The sequence below is a fragment of the Microbacterium aurum genome (assembly GCF_016907815.1).
In the GTDB taxonomy this organism is placed as follows: domain Bacteria; phylum Actinomycetota; class Actinomycetes; order Actinomycetales; family Microbacteriaceae; genus Microbacterium; species Microbacterium aurum.
Genome location: NZ_JAFBCQ010000001.1, coordinates 141,713 through 162,918, shown reverse-complemented (window position 1 = coordinate 162,918; position 21,206 = coordinate 141,713). Strand labels below are relative to the sequence as shown.

17 protein-coding genes and 1 tRNA gene are annotated in these 21,206 nt (G+C 69.6%); 8 read left to right on the top strand and 10 right to left on the bottom strand.

Annotated features, from left to right (window positions below; translation table 11 throughout):
* Window positions 1-40 precede the first annotated feature (40 nt).
* Complete coding sequence (locus JOD60_RS00745) at window positions 41-754, top strand: hypothetical protein (RefSeq protein WP_076691796.1); 714 nt, start codon at window positions 41-43, stop codon at window positions 752-754.
* Between the two features lie 162 nt (window positions 755-916).
* Here JOD60_RS00745 and JOD60_RS00740 read toward each other — a convergent pair whose 3' ends face one another.
* On the bottom strand, window positions 917-1,147 hold the full coding sequence (locus JOD60_RS00740) for a helix-turn-helix domain-containing protein (RefSeq protein ID WP_076691795.1): 231 nt from the start codon (window positions 1,145-1,147) through the stop codon (window positions 917-919).
* Window positions 1,144-1,908 (bottom strand): hypothetical protein, encoded by a 765-nt coding sequence (locus tag JOD60_RS00735; protein WP_157127991.1) that lies wholly within the window; start codon window positions 1,906-1,908, stop codon window positions 1,144-1,146. Before JOD60_RS00735 ends, JOD60_RS00740 begins: the two co-directional genes overlap by 4 nt.
* Window positions 1,909-2,216: 308 nt before the next feature.
* On the opposite strand from JOD60_RS00735, the gene JOD60_RS00730 reads away from it, so the two are divergent.
* Window positions 2,217-4,742 carry an ATP-dependent Clp protease ATP-binding subunit gene (locus tag JOD60_RS00730; RefSeq protein WP_076691793.1) on the top strand — a complete coding sequence of 842 codons (2,526 nt, stop codon included), beginning with the start codon at window positions 2,217-2,219 and terminating at the stop codon, window positions 4,740-4,742.
* Between the two features lie 255 nt (window positions 4,743-4,997).
* Here JOD60_RS00730 and JOD60_RS00725 read toward each other — a convergent pair whose 3' ends face one another.
* The 3 genes from JOD60_RS00725 to JOD60_RS00715 all read right to left on the bottom strand — a co-directional run bounded on the left by JOD60_RS00725 (window position 4,998) and on the right by JOD60_RS00715 (window position 9,472).
* Window positions 4,998-5,909 (bottom strand): amidase domain-containing protein, encoded by a 912-nt coding sequence (locus tag JOD60_RS00725; RefSeq protein WP_198159082.1) that lies wholly within the window; start codon window positions 5,907-5,909, stop codon window positions 4,998-5,000.
* 138 nt (window positions 5,910-6,047) lie between these two features.
* Window positions 6,048-6,935 carry a transglutaminase family protein gene (locus JOD60_RS00720; protein WP_076691791.1) on the bottom strand — a complete coding sequence of 296 codons (888 nt, stop codon included), beginning with the start codon at window positions 6,933-6,935 and terminating at the stop codon, window positions 6,048-6,050.
* A complete protein-coding gene (locus JOD60_RS00715; protein WP_076691790.1) occupies window positions 6,932-9,472 on the bottom strand; it encodes a circularly permuted type 2 ATP-grasp protein in 2,541 nt (846 codons plus the stop codon). The genes JOD60_RS00720 and JOD60_RS00715 overlap by 4 nt, the downstream gene beginning before the upstream one ends.
* Before the next feature lie 48 nt (window positions 9,473-9,520).
* On the opposite strand from JOD60_RS00715, the gene JOD60_RS00710 reads away from it, so the two are divergent.
* From JOD60_RS00710 to JOD60_RS00700, 3 genes are all read left to right on the top strand, one after another.
* Window positions 9,521-10,018 (top strand): amino-acid N-acetyltransferase, encoded by a 498-nt coding sequence (locus JOD60_RS00710; RefSeq protein ID WP_076691789.1) that lies wholly within the window; start codon window positions 9,521-9,523, stop codon window positions 10,016-10,018.
* Between the two features lie 56 nt (window positions 10,019-10,074).
* Window positions 10,075-10,749 carry a hypothetical protein gene (locus tag JOD60_RS00705; protein WP_232321657.1) on the top strand — a complete coding sequence of 225 codons (675 nt, stop codon included), beginning with the start codon at window positions 10,075-10,077 and terminating at the stop codon, window positions 10,747-10,749.
* Window positions 10,750-11,115: 366 nt separating this feature from the next.
* Window positions 11,116-11,529, top strand: coding sequence for a dehydrogenase (locus JOD60_RS00700; RefSeq protein WP_076691788.1), 414 nt, complete (start codon window positions 11,116-11,118; stop codon window positions 11,527-11,529).
* Window positions 11,530-11,677: 148 nt separating this feature from the next.
* Here the strand turns inward: JOD60_RS00700 and radA are convergent, their stop codons facing one another.
* The 3 genes from radA to JOD60_RS00685 are packed head-to-tail and all read right to left on the bottom strand — an operon-like array spanning window position 11,678 to window position 15,458.
* Entirely contained in the window at window positions 11,678-13,033 is a 1,356-nt protein-coding gene (radA, locus tag JOD60_RS00695; RefSeq protein ID WP_076691787.1) for a DNA repair protein RadA, read from the bottom strand.
* Window positions 13,034-13,092: 59 nt separating this feature from the next.
* Window positions 13,093-14,046, bottom strand: a complete 954-nt coding sequence (locus JOD60_RS00690) for an L-lactate dehydrogenase (RefSeq protein ID WP_076691786.1) — start codon at window positions 14,044-14,046, stop codon at window positions 13,093-13,095.
* A 32-nt stretch (window positions 14,047-14,078) separates the two neighbouring features.
* Complete coding sequence (locus JOD60_RS00685) at window positions 14,079-15,458, bottom strand: MFS transporter (RefSeq protein ID WP_076691785.1); 1,380 nt, start codon at window positions 15,456-15,458, stop codon at window positions 14,079-14,081.
* A gap of 181 nt (window positions 15,459-15,639) precedes the next feature.
* Here JOD60_RS00685 and JOD60_RS00680 point away from each other — a divergent pair.
* Window positions 15,640-15,730 (top strand) — tRNA-Ser (locus JOD60_RS00680).
* A 249-nt stretch (window positions 15,731-15,979) separates the two neighbouring features.
* Here JOD60_RS00680 and JOD60_RS00675 read toward each other — a convergent pair.
* Window positions 15,980-17,251 carry an IS110 family RNA-guided transposase gene (locus JOD60_RS00675; RefSeq protein WP_076691783.1) on the bottom strand — a complete coding sequence of 424 codons (1,272 nt, stop codon included), beginning with the start codon at window positions 17,249-17,251 and terminating at the stop codon, window positions 15,980-15,982.
* Window positions 17,252-17,576: 325 nt separating this feature from the next.
* Here JOD60_RS00675 and JOD60_RS00670 point away from each other — a divergent pair, with 325 nt between their 5' ends.
* Both JOD60_RS00670 and JOD60_RS00665 read left to right on the top strand, forming a co-directional pair.
* Window positions 17,577-18,800 carry an IS256 family transposase gene (locus JOD60_RS00670; protein WP_076691784.1) on the top strand — a complete coding sequence of 408 codons (1,224 nt, stop codon included), beginning with the start codon at window positions 17,577-17,579 and terminating at the stop codon, window positions 18,798-18,800.
* A 260-nt stretch (window positions 18,801-19,060) separates the two neighbouring features.
* A complete protein-coding gene (locus tag JOD60_RS00665) occupies window positions 19,061-20,332 on the top strand; it encodes an IS110 family RNA-guided transposase (RefSeq protein ID WP_076691783.1) in 1,272 nt (423 codons plus the stop codon).
* A gap of 293 nt (window positions 20,333-20,625) precedes the next feature.
* Here JOD60_RS00665 and JOD60_RS00660 read toward each other — a convergent pair whose 3' ends face one another.
* Window positions 20,626-21,204, bottom strand: coding sequence for a TetR/AcrR family transcriptional regulator (locus JOD60_RS00660; RefSeq protein ID WP_076691782.1), 579 nt, complete (start codon window positions 21,202-21,204; stop codon window positions 20,626-20,628).
* Between the last annotated feature and the right edge of the window lie 2 nt (window positions 21,205-21,206).

Here is a 21,206-nt window from a genome sequence, read left to right as displayed (position 1 = left end):
CCGCGGGACCTTTCCAGGGCATCGGGGCAGGATGGGCATCATGAGCACCCGTCGCACCCTCGCCCTGTTCGCCCTCATCGGTGCCGGAGCGCTCGCGCTCGCCGGCTGCGCGTCGTCGCCGGCCACGCCCTCCTCGTCGGGATCCGGTGCGCCGGTGGTCGGTGGTGAACTCGAGGTGGATGCCGGGTGGCTCGACGGCGGTCGCATGATCGCCCTCGTGACCCAGGGATCGTCGACCTGTGTCCCGACCGCGACGGACGTCACCCTGCAGGCCGACGGGTCGGTCGCGGTGACGCTCGAGGACCCGGCCGGCAACGTCGCGTGCACGCGCGACTACGTGCCGCGCGCGTCGCTGGTGGCGCTCCCCGACGGGGTGAACGCCGGTGCCGAGCTCGACCTCGTCGTGACCTACGGCGAGGCCCGCGGCGACACCGACCTCGACGCCTACTCCGGTGCCGCGGTGGCGGAGTTCTCGCCGTCGGCAGGCTGGATCGACGACGACCAGTTCGCGATCCTCACCTGGGGTTCGTCCTCGTGCCTGCCGGTCGTGGAGTCGGTCGCGGCAGACACGGCGTCGAGCGCAACGGTGGTCTTCGCCGAGCCGGCCGCCGACCAGGTCTGCACGATGGACATGGCCCCGCGCGTGACCCTCGCGCAGGTCGACGGGGTCGACGATGACAACGCGACGGTGACCCTCACCGGTGGCGGTGCCGAGTTCGCGACCCCCGTCACCATCCCCATCGCCGGCGACTGACCCGCGGCATCCTTCGGGTGCCGGCGGTCCTGCCGGCGACTGCCTGACGCGGCTGCCTCACGCAACTGCAAGGGATTCGCGCCAACACGCCGCATCAGGGCGGTGATCAGCGGCGTGTCGCCCGCGATCCCTTGCAGTTGGCTCCCGCCGGCCCAGCCGTCGTCAGTCGGCGCGCACCAGCAGCTCGCCGACCTCGCAGTCCAGCACGCGGCAGATCGCCGAGAGCGTCGAATAGCGGATCGCGCGGGCGCGGTCGTTCTTCAGGATCGACAAGTTCACGACGGAGACGCCGACGAGCTCGGACAATCGCGCGAGCGTCATCCCACGTTCGGCGAGCAGTTCATCGAGCCGACAGTGGATGCCGGTGGCCTCGTCCTCTTCGGCAGGCGTCACACGAGCCCCTCGGTCTCGCGCTGCAGCGCCTCGGTCTGGTGTTGCAGGGCAGAGCCGTAGCGGAACACGACAGCGAGGGCTGCGAGGGCGAGCGCGACCGCGGCCGGCCACAGCGGAACGGTCAGATAGAAGATGCCCTGTGTCGTCAGTTTGCCACCCTCTTCGGGAGCAGGAAGCACCTCGAACGCCGCGAGGGCGCGCCCGATGCCGACGACGAGGTCAGTGACCGTCCCGAGCACGAGGATGCCGACCGCCGCCCACGCGAACGACCGTGCGGCGACGCGGCTGAACGGCGAGCCCTTCCGCGCCTGCCCCACCAGCACCACGATCAGGACGGCGGGAAGCGCCATCAGCAAGACCCCGAGCAGCTGCCCGAGCGCCATCACGACGCGCGTGCCGAGCGTCAGGTGCGCGACCGTCGCGTCGACCGAGTCGGCCGTGGCGCACAGGAGGACGGGTGTGTCGCCGCCGGGGTCGTCGCATCCGGGGGTGCCGATGCCCGGCCAGTTCGCAAGCGCCACGGGCATCCCCGAGACCGAGATCTCGGTCTGTGTGAACCACTGCCAGATCGTGAGCCCGAGGCCGAGCGCCATGAGGAAGAGCCATCCCTGTGCGACCGAACTCGCGGCATCCAGCGCCACTGTCGTGCTGCCGCGGCGGCGTGCGATCCATACGGTCACGGCGCACAGCACGGCGACCACGGCGACAAAGACGCCGATCCACAGCAGGCCCTCGCCGAGGTTCTGGGTTCCGATGCTCACGACATCCTCCATATCGAGAATCGTTGTTATCGACAAACGATATGTATTCCGCCGGCTGGTTGTCAACGTTGGCGCCGGCGCGCGTTCCGAAAGCAGGCTCGATCGCCCGTTTCGGGTCCGTTGGAGCGCGAACGTATCGATCCAGCCTGCTTTCGGACGAGGAATGACGGTGTCCGCGGCGGGGAGGGGCGCTGCGCGCCGACGCCACCCCATCCATCACGCCGACGGCGAACACGGGCATACCGGCATCCGCGGCTCGTTAGCCTCTACGTAGGCGCCAGAAGACTCGGCGCCGTGAGGAGTTGACGATGTTCGAGAGATTCACGGACCGTGCCCGTCGCGTGGTTGTGCTCGCCCAAGAAGAGGCGAAGATGCTCAACCACAACTACATCGGCACCGAGCACATCCTGCTCGGTCTCATCCACGAGGGCGAGGGTGTCGCCGCCAAGGCGCTCGAGTCGCTCGGCATCTCGCTCGATGCCGTCCGCGAGCAGGTCCAGGACATCATCGGTCAGGGCCAGCAGCAGCCGACCGGGCACATCCCCTTCACGCCCCGCGCGAAGAAGGTGCTCGAGCTGTCGCTGCGCGAAGCGCTGCAGCTCGGCCACAACTACATCGGCACCGAGCACATCCTGCTCGGCCTGATCCGCGAGGGCGAGGGTGTCGCCGCCCAGGTGCTCGTCAAGCTCGGCGCCGACCTGAACAAGGTCCGCCAGCAGGTCATCCAGCTGCTTTCGGGCTACCAGGGCAAGGAGCCCGCGGGCGTCGCCGCCGGTGCCGGTGAGCAGAACGCGCAGTCCGCCCAGGGCGGCTCCGCCGTGCTCGACCAGTTCGGCCGCAACCTCACCCAGGCCGCGCGCGAGAACAAGCTCGACCCCGTCATCGGGCGCGAGAAGGAGATCGAGCGCGTCATGCAGATCCTGTCGCGCCGCTCCAAGAACAACCCCGTCCTGATCGGCGAGCCCGGCGTCGGCAAGACCGCCGTCGTCGAGGGCCTCGCGCAGGCGATCGTGAAGAACGACGTGCCCGAGACGCTCAAGGACAAGCAGGTCTACTCGCTCGACCTCGGCTCGCTCATCGCCGGTTCGCGCTACCGCGGTGACTTCGAGGAGCGCCTGAAGAAGGTCACCAAGGAGATCCGCACGCGCGGCGACATCATCGTCTTCATCGACGAGATCCACACCCTCGTGGGCGCGGGCGCCGCCGAGGGCGCGATCGACGCGGCATCCATTCTGAAGCCCCTCCTCGCGCGTGGCGAGCTGCAGACCATCGGCGCCACGACCCTCGACGAGTACCGCAAGCACTTCGAGAAGGATGCTGCGCTGGAGCGCCGCTTCCAGCCGATCCAGGTCGCCGAGCCGAGCCTGCCCCACGCGATCAACATCCTGAAGGGCCTGCGCGACCGCTACGAGGCGCACCACAAGGTGCAGATCACCGACGGCGCGATCGTCGCGGCGGCGAACCTCGCCGACCGCTACATCAGCGACCGGTTCCTGCCTGACAAGGCGATCGACCTGATCGATGAGGCCGGCGCCCGCCTGCGCCTGTCGATCCTGTCGAGCCCGCCGGAGCTGCGCGAGTTCGACGAGAAGATCGCCAAGGTCCGCGAGCACAAGGAGCTCGCCAGCGAGGAGCAGGACTTCGAGAAGGCCGCGTCGCTGCGCGACGAGGAGAAGTCCCTGCTCGCCGAGCGCCTGCGCCTCGAGAAGCAGTGGCGCTCGGGTGACGTCGCGAGCCACGCGGTCGTCGACGAGGGCCTGATCGCCGAGGTGCTCGCGCAGGCCACGGGCATCCCCGTCTTCAAGCTCACCGAAGAGGAGACCAGCCGCCTGGTCTTCATGGAGAAGGCGCTGCACCAGCGCGTCATCGGACAGGAGGAGGCCATCGCGGCCCTGTCCCGCACGATCCGCCGCCAGCGCGCCGGCCTCAAGGACCCGAAGCGCCCCTCCGGCTCGTTCATCTTCGCCGGCCCCACCGGCGTCGGAAAGACCGAGCTCGCCAAGGCGCTCGCCGAGTTCCTCTTCGATGACGAGGGCGCGCTGATCTCGCTCGACATGAGCGAGTTCGGCGAGAAGCACACCGTCTCGCGGCTGTTCGGTGCCCCTCCCGGGTTCGTCGGCTTCGAAGAGGGCGGCCAGCTCACCGAGAAGGTGCGCCGCAAGCCGTTCTCGGTCGTGCTGTTCGACGAGATCGAGAAGGCCCACCCCGACATCTTCAACTCGCTGCTGCAGATCCTCGAAGAGGGTCGCCTGACCGACGGTCAGGGCCGCGTCGTCGACTTCAAGAACACCGTCATCATCATGACGACCAACCTCGGTTCGCAGGCCATCGCCGGCGGCCCGGTCGGGTTCCAGGTCGAGGGCAACGCGCAGACGACGTACGAGCGGATGAAGGGCAAGGTCGACGAGGAGCTCAAGCGGCATTTCAAGCCCGAGTTCCTCAACCGCGTCGACGACGTCATCGTCTTCCCGCAGCTGAACAAGGAGGAGCTCCGCCAGATCGTCGGCCTCTTCACGAAGCGCCTCAGCGAGCGCCTGCTCGACCGTGACATGACGGTGGAGCTGACGGATGCCGCGAAGGACAAGCTCATCGAGATCGGGTTCGACCCGACGCTGGGTGCCCGGCCGCTGCGCCGCGCCATGCAGCGCGAGGTCGAGGACCAGCTCTCGGAGCGCATCCTGCACGGCGAGCTCAACGCGGGCGACCACGTGAAGGTCGATGCCGAGAACGGGAAGTTCCTGTTCGAGCACGGTCCGCGCGGTGAGAAGGTCGCGGTCGGTGTGGGAGCCGCCGGCGCGATCGAGGCCACGCCCGACATCGTCGCGGGGAGCTGACCCGGTCGGCGGACCACACGGAAGGGCGGATGCTGCGGCATCCGCCCTTCGGTCGTCTGCCCGGCTGGGCGCCCGGCTGGCTGCCCGGCTGGGCGCCCGGCTGGGCGTCCTGCTGGCCGTCGTGCGGCCGGATGCCAACGCCGGGTGTCGGCCGATTCTTGTTGTGAAAGCAGGCTGGATCGCGCGGTCCGGGCCCGCTCGGGCCCGAGAAGGCCGATTGAGCCTGCTTTCAGAACGCCGAACGCCCGGCGGCAGTCAGGGGATCTGGTAGATCCGCACGGTCGAGTTCTGGTGCTCGACGTACAGCGCGTTGGTCAGCTCCCGGTACTCGCCGTCGTAGTTGTGGCTGATGAAGTACACCTTCGGCGGCCCGTCGGGGACGTACTCGACCTTCGACACCGTCATCGTGTGATCCAGGCCCGCCTGCGTCTCACCCCAGCTGAACACGCCGACGTCGCCGACGCGCACGCGGTCGAGGTCAGCCTCGGTCGCGTACGTGAAGCCGAGCTTGTCGAAGTAGGCGGCCATGGGAGCCGTGGCGATCCAGGGCTTGGAGGCCGTCCACATCGCGCCGTCGGAGTACCACGTGCCGTCGGTGTGCCAGCCGCGTGCGATGAGCCCCTGGCTTGCGAAGTTCGTGCAGTCGCCGCCATACGGGTTGTAGTCGCCCCACTCGGCGCTGTTGTAGTCGAAGACGTACTGGTGCAGGTAGGCCATCTGGGCGGCGACATCGCCGCCGGTCGGCTGCGTGTTGGTGCCCGCGGATGCCGCGATCAGCCCGGCCCGGTACGCCTCGGCATCCGCCTTCACCGCCTCGACGGCCTGCTGGGTCGCGGCCATGGCCGCGTCGGCCTCGGCGGCGGTCGTCGCCCCGCGCAGTGTGACCGTGGCCTGGTAGAGCGCGTCCTCGACGGACCGGGCGGCGTCGCTGTACTCGCCGAGCACGGCGAGCGCCTGGTCGGCCGCGGCGCCGGTGTCGAAGCTCGGGCCGTCGGCCGCCGGGGTGGGCTGCGGAGCCGACAGCGCGGCGCCCGCCTCGGGGGCGCTGGACGTGGTCGGATGCGGCCGCTCGCCGAGCGAGCGGACGAAGCCGAAGACGCCGACCGTCAGTGCCGCGATGATGATCACCGAGATCAGCACAGCCGCGCTGCGGCGCCGTCGCATCATCCTGCGGCGCCGTCGCATCATCCTGCGGCGGCGCGCGGCTCGGGTGATCGGCGCGGTGGGCACGGCCCCGAGACTAGCAAGACCGCTGGGAAGCAGCCTGACGCCGGCCCCGACACCCGAAAGACCGCCGCGGCCGGCTCACGCGTCGTGGCGCGGCGCGACGTCGACGGAGACCCGCAGCGTCGAGCGTTTCGCCTTCGTGAAGATGATCCCCTTGACCGGCGACACGTCGCCGTAGTCACGGCCCCACGCCACCGTGACGTAGCGGTCGTCGGCCCACTGGTCGTTGGTGGGGTCGATCGCGAGCCACTGGTCGGTGCCGGGCAGCCACACCGCGAGCCACGCGTGGGAGGCGTCCGCACCGAAGACGCGCTCCTTGCCCGGCGGCGGCTGCGTCGCGAGGTAGCCCGAGACGTAGCGGGCAGCGATCCCGTGCGACCGCAGGCACGCGAGGGCCACATGGGCGAAGTCCTGGCAGACCCCGGCGCGGGCGGCCATGGCGTCGGCGACCGAGCTCGTCACGGTCGTGGCGGTCTTGTCGTAGTGGAAGTCGCGGAAGATCCGCTGCATGAGGTCGGTCGCCGCCTCGCCGATCGGCCGGCCCGGGGTGAGCGAGACGGCGCCGTACTCCGCCGCCGCCGGCACGTGCCGCACGCGGGGCGACTCCAGCGCGTACTCGACCGCCCGCCACGCCCCCGGCGTCTCGGGGTGCAGGATCGGCCGGGCGTCCTCCCACGGACGTGCCAGCGCGTCGGGGTCGTAGGCCGGGTCCTCGACCGTGACCTCGCTCGTCGCCGTGATCGTCAGTGCGTCGTGCGGGTCTGTCAGGTGGAAGAACGTCGCGGCGTTGCCGAACGCGTCGACGTCCGGCGCGATGTCGCCGGGAACGGGGTCGAGCTCGACGGCGGATGCCGACACGCGCTGCCATGGCAGATCGCGGGCGACCAGGTGGAACTGACCGACGCTGTCCTGCACCGGCTTGCTGTAGGTGTAGGCCGTGCGGTGCCACACGCGGTACGACCTCATGCCCGGCTCTCCATCAGCTCGATGAGCGACAGCTCCGACATCGGGACGGCGGGCGGCCCGCTCTCGAAGTGCAGGTGCGTGACCGCGACCGACAGCTGTTCGAGTTGTGCGGTCACCCCGCCCAGGAACTCCACGAGCGCGTCGCGTCGGCCGTCGGAGACCGCCCCCAGGGCGCCGATGTCGGCCGCCGCCAGCTCGGTCTCGAGGTGGTCGAGCAGCCGCTCGGCGCGCGTGGACCCGGTCGAGGCGGGCATGGCCGCCAGGTGATCGCGCAGCGCCGCCAGCGCGAACGCCAGCGAACGCGGGTTGCTGGGGTCCACCAGCAGCAGGTCGAGCACGTCGGCGGCGCGCACCGAGCCCCGGTACCGGCGCCGATGCGTGACGACGCTCTCCGATGCCACCAGCAGCCCCTCCAGCACACTGCGGGTGGCCCGGGCATCCTGCCGCTGAGCCAGACCTGTCGACAGCAGCACGCACAGCTGGAGTCCGCGCTCGAGGAAGCGCCCCGCCTCGATCATGTGCCAGCCGGAATCGCGGATCATGTTCGCCGTCACGCCGTACAGCGACAGCATGGCCGCGAGCATGCGGCCGGCCGACTCGGACGTGCGGTGCGGGTGTGCGGAGGTGCGCAGCGCCCGCAGGGCGCGGTCGATCGTGGCGAACACCCGCCACGTGTCGCCGGACAGCTGGTCGCGCACCCCCTCCATCGCGTCGCGCAGGCGCGCGATGGAGTGCGCCGCCGATCCGGGACGACTGGCGTCCAGCAGCAGCGAGCGGAACTCCGCTTCGGGATCGAGCGAGCGCATGCCCGCCAGGCGCCCCAGCACATCGAGGAGCACGCGGGGGCTTGCCGCCACGGCGCCGGCGGGGCCGTACGCGCCGGGCTGGTCGAGCTCGGCCTGCGCCGTCAGCAGCAGGCGCAGCAGGTCTTCGGTGCGCTCGGCGTAGCGCCCGGTCCAGAACATGTCGGCGTGGGCGCGCGGGGAGAGCGGGGGGATGCTGCGCGCCGCGGGCAGCGGCGCGATCTCGCTGAGGTTCTGATCGGCGTCGTCGGATGCCGCCTTCAGCACCCACACGTCCTTCGTGCGCGGCAGGGCGTCGGTCGATTCGCGCACCGTCGCGAGCCCGCCGACGAGCGGCCGGTAGGCCGAGCCGTAGCGCAGTGTGAACCCCCGCAGGGTGAGCGGCATGGCCGCCGCGCGGGCGCCCACGCCGGTTCCGCCCGCCGCGCCGTTCCACACCGGAGTCTGCGACAGGGGCAGCTGCGTCTGGCCGACGAACCGGTGCGGGGCCGCCTCGATGCGAGCGGTGAGCTCACCCCGGTCGAGGTCGGCGAACGCCTTGCGCGGCTCATCGATCGTGCGCACCAGCAGCGTGTCGTCGCCGGCGCGCAGCCGCGCCTGCACCTCGCGGAGCGCTTCGGGCTCCCCGCACCACAGAGTCGGCACCGAGGGGATGCGCAGCTGTTCGCCGAGCAGCCGCTCGCACGCGGCCGGCAGGTAGGGGAGGAGCCCCGGGTTCTCGAGCACACCGGCGCCGAGCCCGTTCACGAGACGCACGTTCCCCCGGCGGACGGCCTCGACGAGGCCCGCGACGCCGAGCCGCGAATCGCCGCGCAGCTCCAGGGGGTCGCACCACGCGGCATCCACGCGTCGGATGATGACGTCGATGCGGTCGGCGGGCCGGGTGCGGGGCCAGCCGGCCGGCTTCATCCACACGTACCCGTCGCGGACGACGAGGTCGCTGCCCTGCACGAGCGGAAAGCCGAGCGCGTTGGCGAGGAACGCCTGGTCGAACGCCGTTTCGCTGAGGGTGCCGGGCGTGAGGATGACCACCCGGGGGTCGTCGATCGCCTCGTCGACCGAGGAGAGCAGCGCCGCCCGCAGCGCCGAGAAGTACGGGTCGATGCGGTGGAGGTCTCCCTCCTGGAACAGGTCAGGCAGCACCTGCGAGATCACCCGCCGGTTCTCCGCCGCGAAGCCGAGACCCGACGGCGCCTGCACCCGGTCGGCCAGCACGTGCCAGTCGCCCCCGGCGTCGCGGCCGAGGTCGGCCGCCGACAACAGCAGCGGGTGCGGATCGACCGCGCTCGCGCGCGCGAGCGGGCGGGTGAAACCGGAATGGCCGAACACGACGGCCGCCGGCACGATGCCCTCGCTCAGCAGCGACTGCGGGCCGTACAGGTCGACGAGGAGGGCGTTCAGCAGCTCGGCGCGCTGCGCGAGACCGACCTCCAGCGGCGCCCAGGCTGCCGGATCGAGCACGAACGGCACGGGATCGAGCTGCCAGGGCTGTGCCCCCGACTCGCCGCGCACGTACGAGACGCCGTCGTCGGCGAGGAAGCGCGCGATCTCGCCGTCCACGCGGTGCAGGTCGTCGGACGTCAACGACAGCGCGTGCGCGGCGAGGGCCTTCCAGCCCGGACGCAGCGCGCCGTCGGCATCCACGAACTCATCGAACCGGGACACGTCGCCGGCGGCGGCGAACGGCAGCGTCGGCTGCGACATCGTCGCGGCGTAGTCACGCAACACACTCACGCTGGCGTCCCCTCCCGGGTCCAGCGTAGGGGGCAATACAGTGGGTCGGTGACCTACAACGTGCGCGCTGCGCGGACCTCGGACGTGCGCGGCATCCTCGCCCTGCTCGACCCGTGGGTGCAGCGGCGCGTGCTGCTGGGCAAAGAGGTCGTGACGCTCTTCGAAGCGGTGCAGGAGTTCGTGGTCGCCGAGAGCGACGGCGAGCTGATCGGATGCGGTGCCCTCCACGTCATGTGGGAGGACCTCGGCGAGATCCGCACCCTCATCGTCGCCGACGGCTGGCTGCACCACGGCGTGGGGGGCGCGATCGTCGCGAGCCTCGAGGCCCGGGCGCGCGAGCTCGGCCTCACGCGCCTGTTCTGCCTGACCTTCGAGGTCGACTTCTTCGCCCGGCGCGGGTTCTCCCCCATCGGCGAGCAGATCGTCGAACCCGACGTGTACTCGCAGCTGCTGCGCAGCCCCGACGAGGGCGTCGCGGAGTTCCTCGACCTCGCGCACGTGAAGCCCAACACCCTCGGCAATACACGCATGCTCAAGCACCTGTAGCGCCCCGGTCCGCGTGCCACGGGAGTGCCGGCGGCGCCGCGGCCTAGCCTGGAGGGGTGAGCACCCCGAAGCGCCGCTCCTCGCCCGCCGTGTACCGGCGCCGGCGGCTGGTGGCGCTGCTGATCATGCTGGCTGTCGTCGCGGCCGTCGTGCTGGCGGTCTGGCAGCCCTGGAACGGGACGGCGGTGCCCGCGGCATCCGGCACCCCCGGCGCCACGTTGGCGACCTCGGCAGCGCCGGCGACGACGGATGCCGCGGCCACCCCGCAGTCGACCACGCCCGTCGAGACCTCACCCGCGCCGGATCCGTCCGAGGAGACCGAGCCGGTTATCGCCGCGTGCTCGACGGCGGACATCTCGGTGCAGGCCGTCACCGACAAGGACGCCTACGGCTCGGGCGAGCTGCCGCAGCTGTCGATCACGCTGTCCAACGAGGCTGCCGTGCCGTGCCTGATCAACGTCGGCACCGCGAAGCAGTCGTTCGTCATCACGAGCGGCAGCGACACGTGGTGGAGTTCCACGGACTGCCAGAGCGAGTCGAGCGACCAGGTCGTGCAGCTCGCCCCCGGACAGACGGTGTCGAGCGTGACGCCGCTGACGTGGGATCGGACGCGCTCGTCGGTGGACACGTGCGCGAGCGCGCGGCCGCAGGCGCCCGCGGGATACTTCCACCTCTCGGTGTCGATCGGGGGCATCGAAGCGGCCGACACGAAGGTGTTCCAGTTGCGCTGAGTGTCCATTCGGACGTCAGCCGCGGCGCGCTCGCCGGGTGCGTGCGGCTGGTCGCCGAAGGTGGAAGCGGAAATATACCCGCTTCTGAGAGGATTCTCACGATTTGTCCGCCGAGAAGGGGACACAGATCGACAAGATCGTGCGTAACCTTGTAGTCAGCTCCTGAATGCGAGTCCCCCGTCGTCCCCAGCGGCGGTCACCGGCGCCAACCCCAGTGGCACGGTTTTCGGACATTCCGCTCGGTGAGCTTTGGCCCTCTCGATCCTCCCAGTCCCCAATGTGGGGATCGAGAGGGCCCCCCTTTTGGGGCGGTCGGTGGGAGCCGTGCTCGCGGCGGTGATCCGAGTGCGGTTCTAAGCTGGAGCGATGGCCGGTAAGAAGCGCTCGAGGTCGTCGGAGCCCCTGGAGTTCCGCAACACCCAGCTGGCCGATGCGCTGCAGACGCAGGACATGGCCGCGCTGGCGTTCGCGTTGCGGCATGGACCCACCGTCGTTCCGCTGCTGCGTCCCGGGCAGCGCGACGACCCCCGCGACAGTGGCGAGGTGTGGACCTACCGCGACCCGAAGACCGGCGACGTGGCGCTGCTGCTGTTCAGCGACGCGGTGCACAAGCCGGCGGCACTCCCGCCCGCCGTCGCGCTGCAGTCGCCCGCGTGGCTGCGTGCGTTCCTCAGCGCCCACGAGGCGGAGATCACCACGGTCTTCTTCGACATCGCGGGGCCTCACCCGATGCAGGCCACGCCCGCCGACCTCATCGCGGCGCTCGACCTCGACGCCTGACGGCCGCGCCCGTGGCGGCTACTCCGCCGCCACGATGTGGGAATGGGTGGCGCGAACGGTGGGTTCGGGGGGCGCGAGGTGGTCGTTTGCGCCACCTCGATTTGGGCGCCACCGGAGTCGGCGACGCGGGGCCTCGGGCGGCGGGGGCTCAGAACCCTGGCTCGTCCCCGGGGTCGGCCGCATGCCGGCGCGGCAGGTCGCGGAGCGCACCGCTCAGGGTGCGGGATGCCGTGTCGATGACGTTCCGGTATCCCAGTCGCGCCGCCTCGGCCTTGCGCTGATCGTGCTGCGTCACCGCGCGCACCTCGCCCGCGAGGCTGAGTTCGCCGATCGCGACGAGACCGGCAGGATTCGCGCGGTTCGAGACGGCGCTCGCGACCGCGAGGGCGATGGCGAGGTCGGCCGCGGGCTCTACCAGGCGCACCCCGCCCACCGTGGAGACGTAGACGTCCTGATCGGACACCCGGATCTTCGCGCGCTTCTCGAGCACCGCGAGCACCATCGCGACGCGGGCGGCGTCGACGCCGCTGACGATGCGCCGAGGGTTGGGGCTCGCGGGCTGGAGGGTGAGCGCCTGGACCTCCACCGGGAGGGCTCGCCGCCCTTCCAGCGCGATCGTCACGCACGTGCCCGGTTCGCGGGAGCCGTGACCGAGGAACAGCGCGCTGGGGTCGGGCACCTCGACGATGCCGCGGCTGGTCTGCTCGAAGCATCCCACCTCATCGGTCGCGCCGAAGCGGTTCTTCAGCGCACGGACGAACCGCAGCGCCGTCTGCCGGTCGCCCTCGAAGTGGCACACGACGTCGACGAGATGCTCCAGCACGCGGGGACCGGCCACCTGGCCGTCTTTCGTGACATGGCCGACGATGATGACGGGGAGGTTCCGCTCCTTGGCGACGCGGATGAGGGTCGAGGCGACCTCGCGCACCTGGCTGGGGTGGCCGGGAGCCCCGTCGACGAGGCTCGAGGCGACGGTCTGCACCGAGTCGACGATGAGCAGTTCGGGGCGGGTCTCGTCGACGTGGCCGAGGATCGTGGCGAGGTCGGTCTCGCTGGCGAGATAGAGCTCGTCGTGCAGGGCGCCGGTGCGCTCGGCTCGCAGCCGCACCTGTCCGAGTGACTCCTCGGCGCTGACGTACAGGACGCGCCGGCCGGCGCGGGCGCTCTGCGCCGCGACCTCCAGCAGCAGGGTCGACTTGCCGACGCCCGGCTCCCCCGACAGCAGGATCGCGGCCCCCGGCACGATGCCGCCGCCCAGCACCCGGTCGAACTCGCCGACGCCGGTGGTGCGGCGCGGCGTCTCACGGGTGTCGATCGCCGTGATCGGGCGGGCCGAGCGGGCAGGGGCAAGCGGTGTGACGGCGTGCGCGGGCGCGGCGGCCGTCGCCTCGACGACGGTGCCCCACTGCTGGCACTCGCCGCAGCGACCCACCCACTTGGCGCTCGTCCAGCCGCACTCGGTACAGCGATACGCACTCGTGGTCGCCGCGCGCTTGGATGCCATGCCTTCAGGCTAACCGCGGCATCCGACACCCGGCCCCACGGGGCGGTCGCAGCGCCCGGTCAGCGCAACGAGTCGGCGACCTCGCGCAACGCGTCGGCGGAGTGGCGGAACAGCCCCAGCTCCTTCTCGTCGAACGAGGTCGCGCGGATCGGCTCCGCCCCGGCGGCCGACACCACCGACGGCACCGACAGGGCGACGCCGCTCACGCCGTGGAAGCCGTCGAGGACGGTGGAGACCGGCATGACGGCGTGCTCGTCATCGAGGATCGCCTCGACGATGCGCGCGCTCGACAGGCCGATCGCGTAGTTCGTCGCGCCCTTGCCCTGGATGACCTTGTATGCGGCATCCCGCACATCCACCGCGATCTGGTCGAGCTCTGCGACGGTGAACTTCGGCTGGCCGTCCAGCGGCTGCCAGTCGAGGATCGGGACCGTGCCGATCGTCGCGTGCGACCACAGCGGGAACTCGGTGTCGCCGTGCTCACCCACGATGTAGGCGTGCACGCTCGAGATCGACACGCCCGCGCGCTGCGCGATCTTCCAGCGCAGGCGCGAGGTGTCGAGCACCGTTCCGGATGCGAAGATGCGCTCGTACGGCAGATCGGTCGCCTCCTGCGCGAGCACCGTGAGCACGTCGCACGGGTTGGTGACGATGACGAAGACCGCGTCGGGTGAGGCTTCGAGCAGCTGCGGCATCATCGACTTCAGGATGTTCGCGTTGACGCCCGCGAGCTCGATGCGGGTCTGCCCCGGCTTCTGCTTCGCGCCGGCGGTGATGACGACGACGTGCGACCCCGCGGTGACCGAGATGTCGGCCCCGCCGGTGATGTCGCTCGATCCGGTGAACTGGGCGCCGTGGGCGAGGTCGAGCACCTCGGCCTCGGTCTTTTCGGCGGCGATGTCGTAGAGGGCGACGTGGCGGGCGGATTCCCGGATGAGGGCGGCGTACGCGACGGACGACCCGACCGCTCCGGCACCGACGACAGTGAGTTTCGAGTTCTCGATAACGCTCATGGGTTCAGTCTGGCAGTGACCGGATGCCGGGGCTACCGCGGCGGGGAGATCTGGTGCTCGCGCGGATTGCGGATGCCGACGAGCGACACCACGCCGCCGATCGCGAGGAGCACGGCGGTCACGATCGCCGCGCGATGGAAACCGGCGAGGTCGAGCGCACCGCCGGTGATCGCCGCGAGCGCCGCGATCGGCAGCAGCCCGGCGACGCGGGCGACGGCGTTGTTGACGGCCGAGGCGATGCCTGAGCGCGCCGGGTCGGCGGCACCGAGGATCGCGGCTGTGAGCGGCGACACGGTGACCGCGAGGCCCAGGCCGAAGACGATCATCGCGGGCAGCACCTGCCACCAGTAGTCGAAGTCGTCCCCGACGAGCAGGAGCAGGAGGGCGCCGACGGCCATGACGATGGGACCGACCGCCATGAACAGGCGCGGCCCGAACCGGCCGGCGAGGGCGCCGCTGCGCGAGCTGAGTGCGATCATGAGGAGCGTCGTCGGCAGGCTCGCGAGGCCCGCGAGGGTCGCGCTGAGCCCGGCGCCCTGCTGCAGATAGACCGCGAGGACGAAGCCGTTCAGCGACAGGGCCGCGTAGACGAAGAGGGTCGCGAGGTTGCCGGCCGAGAAGTTGCGGCTGCGGAAGAGGTCGAGTGGCAGGATCGGGTGCGCGACGCGGCGCTGTCGCCACACGAAGCCTGCGAGGAGCAGGATGCCGGCGAGTCCCGGCATCCAGATCCACGGCGCTGTCCAGCCGGCGCTCGGCTGCTCGATGAGCGCGAAGACGGCGGCGCCCAGGCCGAGCGTGCACATGAGGGCGCCGAGGATGTCGATGCGGGCGCCGGGCGCACGCTCGTCACGATGCGCGAGGCGGGGCAGCAGCCACAGCGCGAGCGCGATGGGAACGACGTTGATGACGAACGCCCAGCGCCACGACAGGTAATCGACGATGAGCCCGCCCACGAGCGGCCCCACGATCATGGCGCCGGTCGTGGCCGCGGTCCAGATGCCGATCGCGCGGGAGCGCACCGGGTCGCGCATCGTCGCGGTGATGAGGGCGAGCGAGCTCGGCACGAGGAAGGCGCCGGCCGCGCCCTGCATGGCGCGGGCGATGACGAGGAGCAGCGGGTCGGGGGCGAGCGCGACGGCGAGCGAGGCGATGCCGAACCCGATGAGACCGATGCGCAGCACGAGGATGCGGCCGAAGGCGTCGCTGACGGCTCCCGCGACGAGGATGAGTGCGCCGAGCGTGACGAGGTAGGCGTCGACGGTCCACTGCTGCGTCGACAGGCCGCCGCCGAGGTCCCGCGCGATGGCGGGGAGGGCGACATTGACGATCGTGGAGTCGAGGAAGGCGACGAAAGAGCCCAGGATCGCGACCGTCAGCACGAGGCGCTGCGGCGGCGTCATCCGGTCGGTCATCCACCCACGCTACGCGCAGGGTCGGACGCGCGGGCCGTCGGATTCCGAGGAGAAAGCACGATGACGAGGACGGGATGCCGGGTGCGCTCCTCGGCATCCGCCATCTCCTCGGGATCGTGCGCGTGTCGCGGCCGACGGCGATGGTTCGCGGCATCGGTCGGCGTGTCGTAAACTGGACGACGGTGACGTGTCCGAGCGGCCGAAGGTGCAACTCTCGAAAAGTTGTGTAGGGTAACCCCCTACCGTGGGTTCAAATCCCACCGTCACCGCCAGAAAAACACCATATCAGCGCTCCTTTCGAGGGGCGCTGATTGGCGTTTGGGTAAAGAATGGGTATGAATTCTTTACCCATTCCCGCTCGCAGAGGCCCGAGATCGCCGCCGAGGCTTCGCGTATTCCCGCCTGTCACCAGGACTTTCCTACGACTGGCAACCCTCACTTACGGTGGGAATCTCGCCCACGGTAGGTGACGTGCATTCGATCGGCGGTCAAGTCCCCGGTAGTGGATGCTCCTATTGCTGTCAAGCGGCCAGTGGTGGGCCGATCTGTTCCAGGACGGCGGTCGCTCGGGCTTCGAGTTCAGGGTCGGCGCGGGTGCCGATCTCGAGTCGTCGGAGCCGCTGGTAGGGGACGTCGAGAGTGGCGGCGAGAACGCTGATCGGGATGCCGACCGCCTGTCGGCGTGCTCGGAGTTCGCGTCCGATGGGATTGTCGGTGGCGGGGTTGAGCAGGGCGGCGTAGATCTCGTTCGCGACGTGGCGTTTGAGGCAGCGCATGATGTCGCGGTCGGTGAGTTGCTCCGAACGACGCCTCTCGAAGTAGGCCATCGTGCGAGGCTCGCGGTGCCGCATGCGTAAGAGCACGATCCTGTGCAACGCGGCGTTCGCGTGGCGGTTACCGCCGCGGGAGAGCCGGTGCCGGGTGCGTTGCCCGGAGGAGGCGGGGATCGGGGCGACGCCGGCGAGAGCGGCGAAGCTGGCGCGGGTGCCGAGCCGCTCGGGGTTGTCGCCCGCGGCGACGAGGAGCGTCGCCGCGGTGACGGGACCGACGCCGCTCAGCGACAGCAGCGTCGGATTGACCTGTCGGACGAGCACCTCCAGCTGTTGTTCGATGAGGTCGATCTCGGCTTGCATGGTGAGGTGCCGGACCGCGAACCGTCGCAGTGTCTGCCGGGCGACGACCTCAGGATCGGGGGACATGATTGTCCCGGGACGGGTTTTGGCGAGCGTGTTCACCAGACGCTGCCCACTGAGCGCCCGGAACGCCTGTCGCACGAGCTCGGGGGCTGTGATCAGTAGCGCATGGATCTGGTTCATCACTTGCGCCCTGGCCTTGGCCGCTGAGCGGCGCTCTGCGAGGAGGATCCGCATCGACTCGACCGCGCCATCACCGGACTTCGGGATCGCGGTGTCCGTCCCCGCGAGGACAGCGACCGCTGCCTGGTGGGCGTCGAGCGGGTCGGACTTGCCGCGACGACGGCGGGCTTGCCGGTCCTGCCTTGCGACTTCGACGACGGTTAGCCCCGCCGCGGTCAGCGCGCGTGCGAGACCAGCCCCATACGACCCTGTTCCCTCCACCCCGACGCGGACGACATCGCCGTGGGCGTGGAGGAACGTGACGATCTGCGCGTATCCGCGACCGTCGGCGCGGAACTCTCGGTCCGCGACGGGTCTGCCGACGAGATCGAGGATCGCGACGTGATGCGTGTTCTTGTGCGTGTCGACCCCGGCAACCAGCTCGGCGTCTGGTGGTAGCAGGTTGGTGAGCGGCGGGTCGAGTGTCATGCTCGTCATTGACGGGATTCCCTTCCAACGGTGATGAACGTCACCGCGGGTCGGGTGAGTGCAGACAGCACAAAGGTGAGACGACTTCCCGGTCAGGCTCCTATCAAGTCATGTGCCCGCCCGGCCCGCAGCGACCCCGGCGTCGACGGACAGATCCACAAAAAGACAGCCGCGAACGGCGTCCGTGTAATTTCGGGTCACGCCGGCGCCGGAGCCGAATCCATCATCTCTGTGTAGATCTCGGTGCTGAGTGTCACGTCGTTGACGTGGTGAGCCATCGTGCGATGGTCAGTGAGAACCGACTAAAGCTACTCACAGAAAGACACAACGCACGATGGCTCTTGACCAGTCTGCCCTCCTCGAGCTCCTCGGGGAACTGAAACTCACCGACGTCACCGACCGGATTCGGGTCGCGACCGAGACGCTCTATCAGGAACTGATCGACGCGGAAGCTGCCGCGTTCATCGGCGCCGCCCCGTTTGAACGCACCCCTGAGCGGGTGACGCAGCGCAATGGCACCCGCTCGAAGACGGTGTCGACCACGGCCGGGGATCTCGAGCTGCGGATCCCGAAACTGCGGGCGGGGTCGTTCTTCCCATCGTTGTTGGAACGGCGCCGGCGGGTCGATCAGGCCCTGTTCGCGGTCGTGATGGAGGCCTATGTTCACGGCGTCTCGACCCGGAAGGTCGATGACCTCGTGAAAGCGCTCGGTGCGGGCACGGGGATCAGCAAGAGCGAGGTGTCGCGGATCTGCAGCAACCTCGACGAGGACGTCGCCGCGTTCCGTGACCGCCCGCTCGCGGACACCACCTACCCGTATGTGTTCCTCGACGCCACCTACTGCAAAGCAAGGGTCGGCCGGCGGGTCGTCTCCCAAGCGGTCGTCGTCGCGGTCGGGGTCGCCGCGGACGGGCGCCGGGAGGTGCTCGGGTTCGAGGTCGGGGAGACCGAGTCGCAGCCGTTCTGGACGACGTTCCTGCGCTCACTCAAGGCCCGCGGCCTCGGCGGGGTGCGCCTCGTGATCTCCGACGCGCACACCGGGCTCGTCGCCGCGATCCAGACCGTGTTCCAGGGCACGGCCTGGCAGCGGTGCCGGGTCCATTTCATGCGGAACGTGCTCACCGCCGTCCCGAAAACGGCGGGCCCGATGGTCGCGTCGATCATCCGCACGATCTTCGCGCAACCCGACACCGAGCACGTGTTCACCCAGTTCCACGAGGTCGTTCGCATGCTCACCCGCTCGCACCCGAAGGTCGCCAGCATGCTCGAAGACGCCGAGGACGACCTCCTCGCGTTCTGCCACTTCCCGTTCCAGCATTGGCGTCAGATCTGGTCCACGAACCCGCTCGAACGCGTCAACAAGGAGATCAAACGCCGCACCGACGTCGTCGGCACGTTCCCAAATCCCGCGGCCCTGCTCCGCCTGGCCGGCCACGTCCTTATCGAGCAGCACGACGAATGGGACGGCGCCGACCGCCGCTACTTCAGCGAGCACTCCATGGCACTCCTGCTCGCCGAACCCGAGGAGGTGAGCATCCCCGAACTCACTGCGGCATAATCAGAACAACTGACCCGCACGGTGTTGAGAAACTCCACAGAGATGATGGATTCGGCTCCGGCGCCGGCGTGACCCGAAATTACACGGACGCCGTTCGCGGCTGTCTTTTTGTGGATCTGTCCGTCGACGCCGGGGTCGCTGCGGGCCGGGCGGGCACATGACTTGATAGGAGCCTGACCGGGAAGTCGTCTCACCTTTGTGCTGTCTGCACTCACCCGACCCGCGGTGACGTTCATCACCGTTGGAAGGGAATCCCGTCAATGACGAGCATGACACTCGACCCGCCGCTCACCAACCTGCTACCACCAGACGCCGAGCTGGTTGCCGGGGTCGACACGCACAAGAACACGCATCACGTCGCGATCCTCGATCTCGTCGGCAGACCCGTCGCGGACCGAGAGTTCCGCGCCGACGGTCGCGGATACGCGCAGATCGTCACGTTCCTCCACGCCCACGGCGATGTCGTCCGCGTCGGGGTGGAGGGAACAGGGTCGTATGGGGCTGGTCTCGCACGCGCGCTGACCGCGGCGGGGCTAACCGTCGTCGAAGTCGCAAGGCAGGACCGGCAAGCCCGCCGTCGTCGCGGCAAGTCCGACCCGCTCGACGCCCACCAGGCAGCGGTCGCTGTCCTCGCGGGGACGGACACCGCGATCCCGAAGTCCGGTGATGGCGCGGTCGAGTCGATGCGGATCCTCCTCGCAGAGCGCCGCTCAGCGGCCAAGGCCAGGGCGCAAGTGATGAACCAGATCCATGCGCTACTGATCACAGCCCCCGAGCTCGTGCGACAGGCGTTCCGGGCGCTCAGTGGGCAGCGTCTGGTGAACACGCTCGCCAAAACCCGTCCCGGGACAATCATGTCCCCCGATCCTGAGGTCGTCGCCCGGCAGACACTGCGACGGTTCGCGGTCCGGCACCTCACCATGCAAGCCGAGATCGACCTCATCGAACAACAGCTGGAGGTGCTCGTCCGACAGGTCAATCCGACGCTGCTGTCGCTGAGCGGCGTCGGTCCCGTCACCGCGGCGACGCTCCTCGTCGCCGCGGGCGACAACCCCGAGCGGCTCGGCACCCGCGCCAGCTTCGCCGCTCTCGCCGGCGTCGCCCCGATCCCCGCCTCCTCCGGGCAACGCACCCGGCACCGGCTCTCCCGCGGCGGTAACCGCCACGCGAACGCCGCGTTGCACAGGATCGTGCTCTTACGCATGCGGCACCGCGAGCCTCGCACGATGGCCTACTTCGAGAGGCGTCGTTCGGAGCAACTCACCGACCGCGACATCATGCGCTGCCTCAAACGCCACGTCGCGAACGAGATCTACGCCGCCCTGCTCAACCCCGCCACCGACAATCCCATCGGACGCGAACTCCGAGCACGCCGACAGGCGGTCGGCATCCCGATCAGCGTTCTCGCCGCCACTCTCGACGTCCCCTACCAGCGGCTCCGACGACTCGAGATCGGCACCCGCGCCGACCCTGAACTCGAAGCCCGAGCGACCGCCGTCCTGGAACAGATCGGCCCACCACTGGCCGCTTGACAGCAATAGGAGCATCCACTCAGCGGGACGTCACCATGCCGTGCTAAGCAGCGCGGCATTTTCGGCTTCTCACCAGGTGTTTTCTTAGTGCACTTGGGTCGTTCTGGTGAGAAAGAATTGAGAAAGCATTGTTTACTCACTTCTTGCTCACGGAGCGTGGTCGGGTCTCGGAGCTCGAAGAAAAGTCCTGATCGTTGCGAGTTCAGTCGCCGCACTTGCGGTGGGAATCTGCCCCACCGTAACCACTGTGGGTTCCACGGGGATCACTGGTCCCGCAAGTCGGCGGGTCGGCACTACTTCGCGACGATGCCTTCCAGCGCGAGGTCGAAGCCGGCTCGCATTGTCTCGGGGTCGAAAGAGCCTTCCTGGAAAAGGAGCTTGAAGTAGATCGGGGCGTAGATGCGCTCGGCGATCTCATCCGGCGTGCGGTCGCCACGGATCGATCCCTCCTCAATCGCGCGTTCGATCACGCGATTGACGACCTCACGGCGGGGCCGCCAGAACTGCGCCTTGAACTCCTCGAGCGTTGCGGCGTCGTACTGGCTCTCCGCGAGCAGTTGAGCCATGAGGCGTCCCTCGTGCCCTGCGTACACGGCCGCCAGAGCGACGACATGCTCGCGCAGAGCCTCGATGGGCGGCAGATCCTCGCGCATGGATGTCATGAGGATGTGGTTCTCGAGGAACGTGTCGATGATGACCGCCGCCTTGTCAGGCCACCAACGGTAGATCGTGGTCTTGCTCACACCCGCTTCGCGTGCGATGCGCTCGATCGACAGCTGCTGGACCGACATCGAGCCGGGCTCGCGCTCGTCGAGCAGCTTCATCGTCGACTGGAGGATCGCCTGTCGGCTCTGTTCACTGCGTATTGCCATGA